The organism is Bacillus sp. LSHTCR4, assembly GCF_057197025.1.
This window is the reverse complement of sequence record NZ_JBXUNO010000002.1, coordinates 250,617-263,225: the sequence shown is the minus strand read 5'-3', so window position 1 is coordinate 263,225 and position 12,609 is coordinate 250,617. Positions and strand designations below refer to the sequence as shown.

Annotated in this window: 20 protein-coding genes; 6 read left to right on the top strand and 14 right to left on the bottom strand. The window is 34.7% G+C overall.

Annotated elements, in window-relative coordinates; genetic code table 11:
* Together AC2CGR_RS15065 and ytrI are read left to right on the top strand one after the other, a co-directional pair.
* The gene (locus AC2CGR_RS15065; protein WP_002003648.1) at window positions 1-414 is read left to right on the top strand and encodes a YtrH family sporulation protein; all 414 of its coding nucleotides are present in this window, start codon (window positions 1-3) and stop codon (window positions 412-414) included.
* Window positions 411-914 carry a sporulation membrane protein YtrI gene (gene ytrI, locus AC2CGR_RS15060; RefSeq protein WP_087968404.1) on the top strand — a complete coding sequence of 168 codons (504 nt, stop codon included), beginning with the start codon at window positions 411-413 and terminating at the stop codon, window positions 912-914. Before AC2CGR_RS15065 ends, ytrI begins: the two co-directional genes overlap by 4 nt.
* A gap of 51 nt (window positions 915-965) precedes the next feature.
* Here ytrI and AC2CGR_RS15055 read toward each other — a convergent pair whose 3' ends face one another.
* The gene (locus AC2CGR_RS15055; protein WP_087968403.1) at window positions 966-1,898 is read right to left on the bottom strand and encodes a DHH family phosphoesterase; all 933 of its coding nucleotides are present in this window, start codon (window positions 1,896-1,898) and stop codon (window positions 966-968) included.
* A 240-nt stretch (window positions 1,899-2,138) separates the two neighbouring features.
* Here AC2CGR_RS15055 and AC2CGR_RS15050 point away from each other — a divergent pair, with 240 nt between their 5' ends.
* Window positions 2,139-2,444, top strand: coding sequence for a YtpI family protein (locus AC2CGR_RS15050; protein WP_001144763.1), 306 nt, complete (start codon window positions 2,139-2,141; stop codon window positions 2,442-2,444).
* Window positions 2,445-2,451: 7 nt separating this feature from the next.
* Here AC2CGR_RS15050 and AC2CGR_RS15045 read toward each other — a convergent pair whose 3' ends face one another.
* From AC2CGR_RS15045 to AC2CGR_RS15035, 3 genes are all read right to left on the bottom strand, one after another.
* Window positions 2,452-2,715 (bottom strand): DUF3949 domain-containing protein, encoded by a 264-nt coding sequence (locus tag AC2CGR_RS15045; protein WP_073542583.1) that lies wholly within the window; start codon window positions 2,713-2,715, stop codon window positions 2,452-2,454.
* A gap of 125 nt (window positions 2,716-2,840) precedes the next feature.
* On the bottom strand, window positions 2,841-3,164 hold the full coding sequence (locus tag AC2CGR_RS15040; RefSeq protein ID WP_087968401.1) for a hypothetical protein: 324 nt from the start codon (window positions 3,162-3,164) through the stop codon (window positions 2,841-2,843).
* A gap of 197 nt (window positions 3,165-3,361) precedes the next feature.
* Complete coding sequence (locus AC2CGR_RS15035) at window positions 3,362-4,675, bottom strand: CBS domain-containing protein (RefSeq protein WP_000201583.1); 1,314 nt, start codon at window positions 4,673-4,675, stop codon at window positions 3,362-3,364.
* A 244-nt stretch (window positions 4,676-4,919) separates the two neighbouring features.
* Here AC2CGR_RS15035 and AC2CGR_RS15030 point away from each other — a divergent pair, with 244 nt between their 5' ends.
* On the top strand, window positions 4,920-5,081 hold the full coding sequence (locus AC2CGR_RS15030) for a hypothetical protein (protein WP_000976301.1): 162 nt from the start codon (window positions 4,920-4,922) through the stop codon (window positions 5,079-5,081).
* A gap of 40 nt (window positions 5,082-5,121) precedes the next feature.
* Here the strand turns inward: AC2CGR_RS15030 and AC2CGR_RS15025 are convergent, their stop codons facing one another.
* A complete protein-coding gene (locus tag AC2CGR_RS15025; RefSeq protein WP_131100818.1) occupies window positions 5,122-5,805 on the bottom strand; it encodes a metal-dependent hydrolase in 684 nt (227 codons plus the stop codon).
* A gap of 149 nt (window positions 5,806-5,954) precedes the next feature.
* On the opposite strand from AC2CGR_RS15025, the gene pepQ reads away from it, so the two are divergent.
* A complete protein-coding gene (gene pepQ / locus AC2CGR_RS15020) occupies window positions 5,955-7,052 on the top strand; it encodes a Xaa-Pro dipeptidase (protein ID WP_484480971.1) in 1,098 nt (365 codons plus the stop codon).
* Window positions 7,053-7,080: 28 nt separating this feature from the next.
* Here pepQ and AC2CGR_RS15015 read toward each other — a convergent pair whose 3' ends face one another.
* Window positions 7,081-7,452 (bottom strand): DUF3221 domain-containing protein, encoded by a 372-nt coding sequence (locus tag AC2CGR_RS15015; protein WP_087968399.1) that lies wholly within the window; start codon window positions 7,450-7,452, stop codon window positions 7,081-7,083.
* A 20-nt stretch (window positions 7,453-7,472) separates the two neighbouring features.
* Window positions 7,473-7,847: a hypothetical protein gene (locus AC2CGR_RS15010; RefSeq protein WP_484480970.1), complete on the bottom strand. Its 375-nt coding sequence runs from the start codon at window positions 7,845-7,847 to the stop codon at window positions 7,473-7,475.
* Window positions 7,848-7,940: 93 nt separating this feature from the next.
* Between AC2CGR_RS15010 and AC2CGR_RS15005 the strand changes: the two genes are divergently transcribed.
* Window positions 7,941-8,768, top strand: coding sequence for a DUF2785 domain-containing protein (locus AC2CGR_RS15005; protein ID WP_484480969.1), 828 nt, complete (start codon window positions 7,941-7,943; stop codon window positions 8,766-8,768).
* 14 nt (window positions 8,769-8,782) lie between these two features.
* Here the strand turns inward: AC2CGR_RS15005 and AC2CGR_RS15000 are convergent, their stop codons facing one another.
* The 7 genes from AC2CGR_RS15000 to AC2CGR_RS14970 form a co-directional block, all read right to left on the bottom strand.
* A complete protein-coding gene (locus AC2CGR_RS15000; RefSeq protein WP_001248905.1) occupies window positions 8,783-8,989 on the bottom strand; it encodes a hypothetical protein in 207 nt (68 codons plus the stop codon).
* A gap of 63 nt (window positions 8,990-9,052) precedes the next feature.
* Complete coding sequence (locus AC2CGR_RS14995; RefSeq protein ID WP_484480968.1) at window positions 9,053-10,066, bottom strand: anti sigma factor C-terminal domain-containing protein; 1,014 nt, start codon at window positions 10,064-10,066, stop codon at window positions 9,053-9,055.
* On the bottom strand, window positions 10,047-10,556 hold the full coding sequence (locus AC2CGR_RS14990; RefSeq protein WP_087968395.1) for an RNA polymerase sigma factor: 510 nt from the start codon (window positions 10,554-10,556) through the stop codon (window positions 10,047-10,049). Before AC2CGR_RS14990 ends, AC2CGR_RS14995 begins: the two co-directional genes overlap by 20 nt.
* Window positions 10,557-10,663: 107 nt before the next feature.
* Window positions 10,664-11,008, bottom strand: a complete 345-nt coding sequence (locus AC2CGR_RS14985; protein WP_029440105.1) for a DUF6176 family protein — start codon at window positions 11,006-11,008, stop codon at window positions 10,664-10,666.
* 2 nt (window positions 11,009-11,010) lie between these two features.
* Window positions 11,011-11,799, bottom strand: a complete 789-nt coding sequence (locus AC2CGR_RS14980; protein ID WP_484480967.1) for a GNAT family N-acetyltransferase — start codon at window positions 11,797-11,799, stop codon at window positions 11,011-11,013.
* Window positions 11,796-12,128 carry a cupin domain-containing protein gene (locus AC2CGR_RS14975; RefSeq protein ID WP_048544398.1) on the bottom strand — a complete coding sequence of 111 codons (333 nt, stop codon included), beginning with the start codon at window positions 12,126-12,128 and terminating at the stop codon, window positions 11,796-11,798. The genes AC2CGR_RS14980 and AC2CGR_RS14975 overlap by 4 nt, the downstream gene beginning before the upstream one ends.
* 44 nt (window positions 12,129-12,172) lie before the next feature.
* Window positions 12,173-12,595: a hypothetical protein gene (locus AC2CGR_RS14970; protein WP_484480966.1), complete on the bottom strand. Its 423-nt coding sequence runs from the start codon at window positions 12,593-12,595 to the stop codon at window positions 12,173-12,175.
* Window positions 12,596-12,609 lie beyond the last annotated feature (14 nt).

Genomic DNA, 12,609 nt, shown 5'->3' with positions numbered 1-12,609 from the left:
GTGAAGAGGAAAGCGGAAATCAAAACATACTTCTTATACTTTGTCCATATATATGAAGAAGAAAGGGGAATGACGATGGATGTAAGAGAACATACTTTTTTCTCTCTGCTTATTATTAGTTATTTTATTGCCTTTGGGGTTATACTTGGTGGTTCATTAATTGGTGGATTTGGTGCGTTTCTTATCGGAAAACCAACTCTAACTTACATTAATCAATTCGCCCAAAATTTAAGAATTTGGGCACTCGTTGCAGCGATTGGCGGAACATTTGATACTTTTTATAGTTTTGAAAGAAGTTTCTTTGGCGGGGATATGAAAGATATCGTAAAACAAATTCTCCTTATTTTTTTCGCAACGGGTGGTATGCAAACTGGTCTTATTATTATTAAATGGCTAACGCAGGAGCATGTATGAGAGTACCAAGTGCCAATACAGCAAAAAGATGGTATTTAGTTTTAGCTGGCGCTGCTGTTGGAGGCGTGTTGAGCTGGTTTATTTTTTTGTACATATACGGTGTTTTTCAAGAAGAACAAGCTAGTAAAATAGCAGAACAAAGAGAAATTATAGAAAAACAAGAAGCAAAGCTCCACGTCCTTCTCGAAGATCAAGAAAAATTGAATACTGAAAATAAACGGCTCTTAACCATTCAAGAGATTAAAATAAAACTTATAAATCGAGAAAAATACGATTTAGACAGTCTTACACTCGAAAATATGACTACATCTATCCATAATGACCTTCAGCATCTTTTAACGAAAAACATACAAAGTATCGCAAAAAATAAAGACCTACTCAAAAAGGTAATCGAAAACAAGACGTACAAACATTACGATCGGCTATACCGTTTTAAAGTCGATACAATATCTTTTGATACTGTGCTTGAAATTAGCATTACGATAGAGAAAGAAAAATAAAGAAGGAGGGCTTTAGCGCCACTCCTTCTTTTCGTTCTAACATATACTTTCTTATTTACAAATCTCACGTAAATCAGCAAATAGACGATCCGCTTCTTCCCAAGAAGATGCTTTTGCACCTGAAGCCATCGGATGTCCTCCGCCGTTATATTGCATTGCTAATTTATTTATAACTGGTCCTTTTGAACGAAGGCGAACACGAATCACATCGTCTTCCTCTAAAAATAGAACCCATGCCTTTAATCCATCAATATTACCAAGTGCTCCAACAACGCCGGATGCCTCAGAAGGAAGTACATCAAATTCTTCTAATACTTCTTTCGTTAATTTAATGTAAGCTGCTCCTTCTTCTACCATCGTAAAGTTTTGTAAAATATAACCATTTAAACGAGCGATCTTTTCTTTTGTTTTATACATTTCATTGTATAAATCTGTGAATTTCACACCCATGTCAACAAGCTCACTTACGTAACGAAGTGTTTTCGCTGTTGTATTTGGGAATAAGAAACGACCTGTATCCCCAACAATACCCGCTAAAATAAGACGAGCTGCTTCTTTTGTTATTTGTAATCCTTTATCTTTTCCATAATTATAAAACTCATAAATCATTTCGCTTGTAGAACTTGCTGTCGTATCTACCCATGTAATATCTCCGTATGGATCTTCATTTGGATGATGATCAATTTTGATTAACATCTTCCCTTTTGTATAGCGTTGATCGTCAACACGTTCTTGGTTTGCTGTATCACAAACGATAACAAGCGCATTTTCGTATACACTATCTTCAATATCATCCATTACTCGTAAATATGCTAATGACGGTTCATTGTACCCAACCGTATAAATATTTTTCTCTGGAAACGATTCTTGTAGAATTGTACTAAGACCGCCCTGTGAACCTAACGCATCTGGATCCGGACGTACATGGCGATGAATAATAATTGTATTAAACTCTTTAATTGCTCCTAAAATTTGCTCATGCATATGTATAATCTCCTTTTTATTCAACTTCTTCACTTCAACGTGCAGTAAAAGCCCAGTGAATGGGTGCTAATCATTAGCGCACGGAAACATCCCCGCACTAGTAAAAGTCTCACTTTATCCTCCATTATAACGGAAAGTATTTCATACATGCGAACAATTGCTTTATAATAGAAGTTAGAAAGTTTAGATATTTCTTTTTTCTCCACTATTATTTTTCATAAAGCGATGGGAGTGTGCATGATGCCAGTATTAGTCTTCTGTATTATCGTCTCATTTATGTTGTACCTCTTCTACAAAACAAAATACTTTCGTACAAACCGCCCAATGGAGAAAGGTTGGCTCTCAGGAAAATCCGCAATGGCACTCGGTTCATTCGTCTTATTCTTCGGGATAAACCAATTCTTTTTAGAACTTTCAACCGCTCGTATTATCGTTGGTATCTTATTCGTTCTATTTGGCAGCGCAAGTGCCTTTAATGGATTTCGCCAATACAAACATTTCTTACCATTAGCAGTTGAAGAAGCCGAAGTCTATGAAACAACGTAAAAAAGCATCAACATTGTGATGCTTTTTTACGTCCTCTAACTTTTAAAATCATATATGCGACAAACGCAGAAGGAATATTGAATGGATTGCCTTGCACATGGAGATGTAATTGTTCTTCCCCAAAAGACATTTTTTCATATAGCTCTCGCTGAGATAATCCTGTTTTTTTCTTTTTTTCATGTAAACCTTGTAAGTATAAATATTGAATCGGTATCATCACAAGGAAGTAAAATAGTGCAATACCACCAAAAAAGAGAACTTCTGATGACATGTTGTATACCACCTTCCCAGAATCCATTTTCTTACAATACAATTATACCATAGTCTAAAATTCAAATGAATTAATATTCTGTTTTTTTGTTAAACAATTGTCTCTCCGTACCGATACATATCCTGCTATTTTTCTACTTCTCTCCCAAAACTCTGACCGAACTTAAGTAATAGCTTCAAAATCCAATAAAACAAAATAAAGTTAAAGAAAAAACCTAATGGATTAAATAAAAATTCCCATCCGCCATAATAAACAAATGTTTCAGCTGGTACACCAAAGTAAAGAAAATCGCTCTTATTTTCTCCAGTTGTAGGGATAAAGGAACAAATAATAGCGAAAATCAAACTTATTACATACAATTTCTTTTTACTTAAATCCATTATTCTATGAGTTATCACATGAACAGTAATTACAAATATGAAACCTAAAAAGAAAAATATGACTCCCATTCGACACCTCCACAATTATTGTTCAAGCATCTGCAAATGATTACACGCTTCTATTCATAAATATGAAACAGAACGTAATTTAACTTTTTCTTTTGCAATTCAAAACATAATAGATTCAGTTGATAACTAAATTTTAAAACGCCCTACTGTATCTTCTTAAAAAAATGGAACAAACCAAAGCGGCTTGCTCCATCTTTTTATTTATCGATCAATTGCACCATAAGTAATGCTTTCCCAACAACATTACCTTCATGATGTACTTCTACATCAACCTTACCAAATTTACGTCCAATTTCTAATACTTTCGGATGAACGGATACAACATTGTCAATTTGAACTGGTTTTACGAAATAAATTGTTAAGTTCTCAACAATTAAATCACTCTTCTTTTGCGCACGAATAACGCGATTTGTTGCTTCCGTCACAATCGTTGCGAATACACCGTAAGATAGCGTTCCGATTGAATTCGTCATTTGTGGTGTCACTGAAAATTGATATAGATGCTCATTTTTCGCTTCTTTCGGCGTCATAAATTGATTCGTTACAATATCATCGATTGTTTCGCCGACTTGCGGTTGACGCTGAATCATTTGCAACGCCTGAAGCACATCTTGACGACTAATAATACCTTGCAACTTATTTCCTTCATCAACAACAGGAAGTAACTCAATACCTTCCCACACCATCATACGTGCCGCAGCTGCGACAGACATTTTTCCATTTACCGTAATTGGATGCTTTGTCATCACTTTATCAATTGGTGTTTCTTTCGCTACACCGATCATATCTTTTGAAGTTACAATACCTAATACCTTTTTATTTTCATCAACAATTGGATATCTTCCATGCATCGTCTCTTCGTTATATGCATGCCATTGCTGCACTGTATCATCTGGCTTTAAATATAACGTTTCTTCAATTGGTGTTAAAATATCTTCAACGAGTACAATTTCTTTCTTAATAAGCTGATCGTAAATCGCACGGTTAATTAACGTTGCCACTGTAAATGTATCGTAACTACTTGAAATAATCGGCAGTTTTAATTCATCTGCTAATTTCTTCACATGATCTTCCGTATCAAATCCGCCCGTAATTAACACCGCAGCCCCAGTTTCTAACGCTAATTGATGTGCGTTCGTACGATTACCGACAATAAGTAAGTTTCCAGCTTCTGTATAGCGCATCATCGCTTCTAATTTCATTGCCCCGATTACGAATTTATTTAACGTTTTATGTAGTCCTTCTCTGCCTCCAAGTACTTGACCATCGACAATGTTAACGACTTCTGCATATGTCAGCTTTTCAATATTCTCTTTCTTCTTTTGTTCAATTCGAATTGTTCCGACACGTTCAATCGTACTAACATACCCTTTATTTTCTGCATCTTTAATTGCACGGTAAGCTGTCCCTTCACTTACACTCAAATCTTTTGCAATTTGCCTTACAGAAATTTTATGCCCTACTGGTAGGCTATTAATGTGTTCTAAAATTTGGTTATGCTTGGTAGCCAAATGGTTTCACCATACTTTCTTTTCCCTAAATTCTTCATGTGTTGTATTTTTAGTATACTATATTTTCAAAACTGTTACACTCTCTCTTTGTATATCTGTACTATTTTTTTTATAACAAAATACGCCTTACATTACACCACTTCTTCTATTACAACAATGTAATGGTATTGTCATCTCGTTCGATAGTTTGTCCAGCCGCTTCCATATACAATGAAGACAAGAAATGAAACAAAGGAGCGGATACATGATGAAAAAATTATTAGAAGTTGTAGGTGCTGTATTTTTAGCTTTCGTAGACGGGAAAAAAGTTGCAATGGAATTGAATGAAACACCTGAACAGCCACTTCCAAAAAGAAAAGAATCATCAAAACAAGTACAACCTTTAAAAGCTGTCCTACACACGTAAAAAACCCTTCACTTGTCTTTTCAAATGAAGGGTTTCTTTTCTATAGTGTAATACTTTCTCCAGCTTCTAATACTTTCCCTGTACAATTGTGTAGCTTTTCTACAAATTGATATGGATCTTGTTCAATTACTGGGAACGTATTGTAATGCATCGGTACAACAGTTTTCGCCTGAACCCATTTTGCTGCTAAAACAGCATCTTCTGGTCCCATTGTGAAATTATCACCAATTGGTAAAAATGCTACATCAATGTTATTTAGCTCCCCAATTAATTTCATATCAGAGAATAGAGCAGTATCCCCTGCATGATACACAGTTTTTTCTTCTGCTGTAAATAAAATACCCGCTGGCATACCTGTATATGTAATCGTCTTATTTTCTTCATCAATATAACTAGAGCCGTGGAATGCTTGTGTAAACTTCACTTTTCCGAAGTCAAATTCATGTGAACCACCAATATGCATCGGATGTGTTTTTACACCTTGCCAACTTAAAAATGTCGCTAGTTCAAATGGCGCCACTACAACTGCATTATTTTTCTTCGCAAGCTCTACTGTATCTCCAACATGATCACCATGTCCATGCGATAAAAGAATCGCATCTACTTTTACATCTTCAGCCTTTAAATCTGTTTTCGGATTTCCCGTTAAAAATGGATCAATTAAAATCACTTTTCCATTCGTTTCAATCTTTACAACTGAATGCCCATGATAAGATACTTTCATTCTTACATTCCTCCCCTATTCACATTCTCACTTTTTATTCTACATGATTTTTCAATTCCCTGTCTTTTCTAACATCTATTTACTTGTCATAACGCTTTCTTCCGAGTTAAAGTTATATTTGTAATTAAATATCTCGGGGGTGCCAATCGATGAATGCTAGATTAGAAAATTTAATGCAATGGCTAAAAGAAAAAAACGTAGAAGCTGCGTTCTTAACTTCTACACCAAACGTCTTCTACATGACAAACTTCCACTGTGAACCACACGAAAGACTTCTTGGTATGTTTGTATTCCAAGAAAAAGAACCTATTTTAATTTGCCCTAAAATGGAAGAAGGCCAAGCACGTAACGCTGGCTGGGCACATGAAATTATCGGATTTACTGATACTGACAGACCATGGGATATGATTGCAAAAGCAATTAAAGACCGCGGCATCAATGCAAACGCAGTTGCAATTGAAAAAGAACATCTAAACGTAGAACGCTACGAAGAACTAACAAAACTATTCCCAAATGCAGCTTTCAAATCAGCTGAGGAAAAAGTTCGTGAACTTCGTTTAATTAAAGATGAAAAAGAACTTTCTATTTTACGCGAAGCAGCTAAAATGGCAGACTATGCTGTTGAAGTTGGTGTAAATGCAATTAAAGAAGATCGTAGCGAGCTAGAAGTATTAGCAATTATTGAACACGAATTAAAAACAAAAGGCATACATAAAATGTCATTTGATACGATGGTATTAGCTGGTGCAAACTCTGCTCTTCCACACGGTATTCCAGGTGCAAACAAAATGAAACACGGCGATTTCGTACTATTTGATTTAGGCGTAATCATTGATGGCTATTGCTCTGACATTACACGTACAGTAGCATTCGGCGAGATTTCTGAAGAACAAACTCGTATTTACAACACTGTACTTGCTGGACAACTACAAGCAGTTGAAGCATGTAAACCAGGTGTTACACTTGGTGCAATCGACAACGCTGCTCGTTCTGTTATCGCAGATGCAGGTTACGGCGACTTCTTCCCACACCGTCTTGGTCACGGACTTGGAATTAGCGTACATGAATATCCAGATGTAAAAGCTGGCAACGAATCTCCATTAAAAGAAGGTATGGTCTTCACAATCGAACCAGGTATTTACGTACCAAACGTAGGTGGTGTTCGTATTGAAGATGATATTTATATCACAAAAGACGGATCAGAAATTTTAACGAAATTCCCGAAAGAATTACAATTTGTGAAATAAGAAAAAGGCAGCGTGAGTGCTGCCTTTTTTATTTCTCTACTATTTCAAATTTCTCCACAATCATTTTTGCTGGATAGCTTTCAAGCATTTGAGAAGACCATACTTTTATTTTATCCCCTGTTTTTAATTGATTATATGCGCTTTTATCCTTAAAACTTAAAACCGTATGTGATGGATGTTCTTTATTCATTTGTTGTTCTATATAATTTTGTAACTCTACTTTTGTTTCAAACGTTTTATCATCGGCCAAAAACACCGTGTCATTTCTTAATATGATATACCCCTCTTTAGGTACATCTTTTACCGCTACTTGCTCTACTGATTTTGTAGTACACGCTGCTAATATGATTAGAACTACACCTAAAAACATGAACATAGAAAATTTCATATGCCTATCCATTCGCAACTCCTCACTCTAGGCTATTTCGGCTTTAAAACCATCTTCTCCTCATACTTATCATCCCATTTAATCACAATCTCTATCGGTTCATCTTTAGATAGAGGCGCGCAACTTACACAAGAAGACTTCATTTCAACCTTTGCTCCTTTATGATTTTCTGACGTTTGTGTCATTGTGCTAAAAGCTCCATTAATAGCAATCTCTAAATTCTTAAATTCTGTATTCCCATCTCCACCCTTATACTGAAATATAAACACTCCATCTTCACTGTCATCCTTAATATGGCCTTTATATTGTCCTGTCCAACTTTTGCTCTCGCTAGAAAAAGTAAAATACCAAATCGCGCAGCTTCCTAAAAAGAAAATACTAATGAAAAAGAATAATGCTCTCTTCATCATACCCCTCCATTCAAATGCACTTATTTATTGTCTATTTCTTCCTTCTATTATACTATTGAAATACAGAATTTTCTAAAATAGGAGGTTTATATGTTACAACAACAGTTAGAAGAAATTCGTAATAATAATTACGTAATCAATGATGCCCTCAATATCGATCCTTTAAGTTCCAATATGCTTGAGCATATTGGAGATACTGATAGCTATTTAAGAGACAAACTTATTTACTCTACTTTTTATCACCTCATCAAAAAGGAATACATTTCACACACGCAATTACAGAAGCTATTACTAGAAAGCATCGGTGAAAAATATTTATTGTATAAGATTCATTCGGATGACGAAGAGGCGGTATTTACCCGAGCATTTACAACATTATTAATTGCTCTCATTATAGATGCAGATACAAATCATAATTTCTTATCACAGACTGATATTTTAACTGTAACAGATCAATTAATTCTATATATGAACAATGAACGTGATTTCCGTGGATATGTGCAAGACCACGGATGGGCACATAGTATCGCTCATGCTTCTGATACATTTGAGGCGCTTGTTCGCAGTCCTAAACTAGAAACTTTACATTACCAAGAAATATTACAAACTTTATTAAACAAAGTTGGTGTCCATTCTATTTGCTACAAATATGAAGAAGACGAGCGTCTCGTTTATCCAATTGTCGCAATGCTACAAAATGGCTTAAAGGAAGAAGCACTCATATTAGCCCTTCATGACTTAGTAGCTCAATTACCCGTCCAAAAACAAACATTACATATTAAATCGTACGAGTTTCTATACGGAAACATAAAATCTTTCTTACGTAGCTTATTTTTCAGACTACGTACATTTTCCATATGTAAAGAAACCGAATGCGAAATTGAAAAATTGCTCCAAGAGCTTCCAAAATATTATTAAAAAAAGAAGGCCACTTAGAAAGTGCCTTCTTCTATTTCACTAATATTTAATTGGAATTTCACGATCCAAACTGAGAAAAGGTGGACAAGAAGCGCAAACGCCATACATGCTCCGCTTAAAAAAGTTAGTATAGGATGCGAATACACGTGCCCTAATCCATAAGATATCGCCACGAAAAACATTGTTATGTAAATATAAATTGCTCCATGTATTTGCCTCATATAAACCTCCTTTTCACATATTATAACATAAATTTTCTGATTATTCACATTAATAGACTGTGATTAATATTTCTCAACTGTTACACCTCTAACAGCAGCCTTAATATATGGTGCTCCTTGTAAACTTTGTAAATCCTCTGTTTTGCCTGTTACGACTATACCGTATATTGGTAGGTCTTTTGGTTTGGTGTTTTTTATTTCTTTATAATATTGTTCAAAATAATCACTTGGTATACCTTCACTATTTTTTGCCAAATACTTCATTTGGTATAGAAACTCTTTTGAGTTTATTGTTAAATCGTTTTTCACATCTTCTTTTACTTTTGCATAACTTCCTTCAAATCCAAAAACATTTTTAGCCATTTCTGCATTTAATATCGCGCCATTTTTAGGATCTTTTAACCCTACATAAGAATCACTTTTCTTTTCATTATATGTATCTACCCAAAACCAAACTGGCTGTACACTTTTCGGAAGCATTTCAGTAATTTGTTCAGCTGTATACGATTTATCAAAAGATAAGGCTACTTCTGCAACTTTATTTTGCAAATCCCCAATATTTTTCAGGTCATCCACATAATTTTTATAAGTAACGAAAGGTAAATAAAACCTCATTTCCCTTTGCATTGTTTGCACATTATAATCTGGTATCGTAACAGCCTCTTCACCCCTTTTTTCCTCATCTAAACTAACAAGCTCACCATTGTAGTGCTTCATACTATAATCCCATATACCAGATTCGTATATATCATTTACCCATTTCACTGGTTGACCAGCTATATTTTTATAAGAGTTATATATTACTGTACTTCCTGTCATACCAAGACTTAAATACATGCTTCCGCTGAAACGGATATTAGGTCCTTGAACCATATGTAGTGCATTCATTTCTCTTTCCATTTTTCTAAACGTTTGCTGTGAGAAGTAAGATGCACCCAAAAACAAAGTTACTATAACAATAATGCACGCACAAATAGAAATAAGCCAATTTCTCCAAAACTGCTTCCTCTTCGCTCTCTTCATCAAAGTCTTCATCTGCTTATCATCCATATTCAAATCAAAGTCTTTCCGACTCATCGTTTCTCCTCCTATACAATTTTTTAAATTGATTTCTTGCACGGTACAAACTTGTTTTTACTGTATCTTCTTTCATACTTAATAAAATGGCAATTTCCTTATAAGATAGTTCATACTCATATTTTAACAGTAAAATATGACGATAATCCTCCGTCATCGTCCCCAATACTTCTTGTACCTCGCCTTGTAGTTCACTTGTTAAAAGCACTTCATCCAATGACTTTTGACCAATAAGAACGACCGATTCAATTGCGATTGGATTTAGTCTTTTTTCTTTTCGATATAAATCTCGATGCTGATTAATTGCAACCCTAAAGAGCCACGGTGTTAAATGCTCTAACGGTATTTCTTCCATAAGTAATAAAGCTTTATATAACGTATCTTGCACAATATCTTCTGCTTCTTTTCTATTTGCTCCAATCTTAATTAAGTATCCAAACACAGCTTTTGATTTCTCTATTAATAACGATTCAAATGTATCATGGCTCATCTAGCTCTCCTTTCTACATACTCAACGTTTGAGAGCGTAAAATGTATACAGCTTTTCTTAAAAAAATTTTAATAATAAAAAGCACATCCATTTTGATGTGCTTTTTATTATTTCATCGCGTCCTTCACAATATCTTGAATCATAACGACTTCTGTTTTCATATCAACAGACGGTGCTTCTTCATCAATACACTCATACCAAAATTCCAAATGCTTTTTATCAATTTCATGATGAGAATTTTCGACAAGAGCCCCGCCTTCTCCTTGCACAGAATACCAATATAAGTACTCTTCTCCATCTCTTATTTCCCGGAAAATTGTCTCAACGTACATCTTTTCGTCGTTTAATGTCAAAAGTACTTCTTTCATATTGTCATTAAGAAGCTGCATCCATTCATCTACACGATGACTTTTACCAGGCTTCACTTTAAATCTCGTTAATTCCACATTCATTTTTATTCCCCCGTTTTCTTACGTACAAATAAACTATATTCTATCGGATTATGAAAACTTAATTTGCTAGCTAATTTTCGCGAAGAAATGTTGTCTACATAACAATCCCAGCACGGTGTAATATCATTTTGCATGCAATGTTCAATAAACCGTGTTGCGACAGCTTGGGCTAATCCTTTCCCTTGATATGCTTTATGCGTCGCAATATCAATTTCCGCAAATCCATTCCCATTAAATATCGAAACACATTCCGCTACAATCATCCCATCTTGTTCTATACAAAATCCAAAACCACCGTTTAAAAACGTTTCTTTTGATCCCCAATATTCTTTGTAGTACTCCTCTGTAAATTCACTGCTTCGTTCTATATCTCTTCTATCAATACGCTTCACTTCATATGTATTTTTGTTACAATCTCGTTTTCTCGCTTCAAAGGTTACGCTTTGAAATTTCATTCGCGGAATGTTCCGAAGTACATGACTAAAACGCTCTTCAATCATTATTTCCCACTCTTCACTCGAAGTGAACAATGTAAATCTCTTCTCTGTTTTTTCAATAGCCTTTTTTATAAACGAAAATAAATCTTCGTTATAATTTTGATCATCAGTATCACCAAATAAATAATAAATACCATTCGCTGTACGAATTAGTCCTGCTGTTAACTTCTCGTTTGCAAAAAACTCACCATCTATCATGTGATCACATACCGCATAAGCAAACGTCGTCGTTTTTGTATGACTTTCTAAAATCGGAAGGATTTTTCTATACTCGGCTACGGATAATTTTTTCATAATTGCTCCACTTTAATCGTATCCGCCTCTATATTTTCAAAACAAAGATTTACCGTTCTCTTTAATGCTCTCGTTCTATGAATCGTACATGCCGGAATTAAAATAGAATCATTTGGCTTTAATACCGCTGTTTCTCCATCTTCAAAATCAATAAGTAATTCTCCCTCTAACACAATAAATAATTCATCCGAATTAGAATGATAGTGCCAATCATATTCACCAGTAAATACAGCGATTCGTAAGCAATGACTGTTTATATTTGAAACGACGAAGTTTTTATGTTGATCTTGAATGTCCTTTGTTAATTCTATTAAGTTCACAGTTTCCATCTTTCGTCTCATCCTTTCATTAGTCGTTCTTCTGAAAAAACAACTTAGTCTCCACCACCTCCGCAATCTCCTCCACCATCACTTGAGCTACTACAATCACTGCTACTGTAGTCACTGAATCCACTTGATGAACTTGAAGCGTATGAAGATTTTTTGCTTCTTTTTCTATCTTTTTTACTTTCATGACTAGGCCACATTTTATCAAATAATATAAAGAATAAGATTCCTTCTACCATAACAAGTATAACGCCAAAAATACCTTCAATAACATTGGAGGTTATCCCAAAATTTTTAACCATTCCACATAAAAACACGCAAAAAATCACATACAAGAACATACAAATATATCGAAATGTTTTTTCTATTATAAGAACTACTTTTTTTGAAAAAGGTATGTTCTGTTCCTGTTTTTTCTTTATATACTTTCGTCTTTTCGCTTCCTTTTTCTTCCTCTTTTTGTTTCCCACCCAATCCCCTCTTT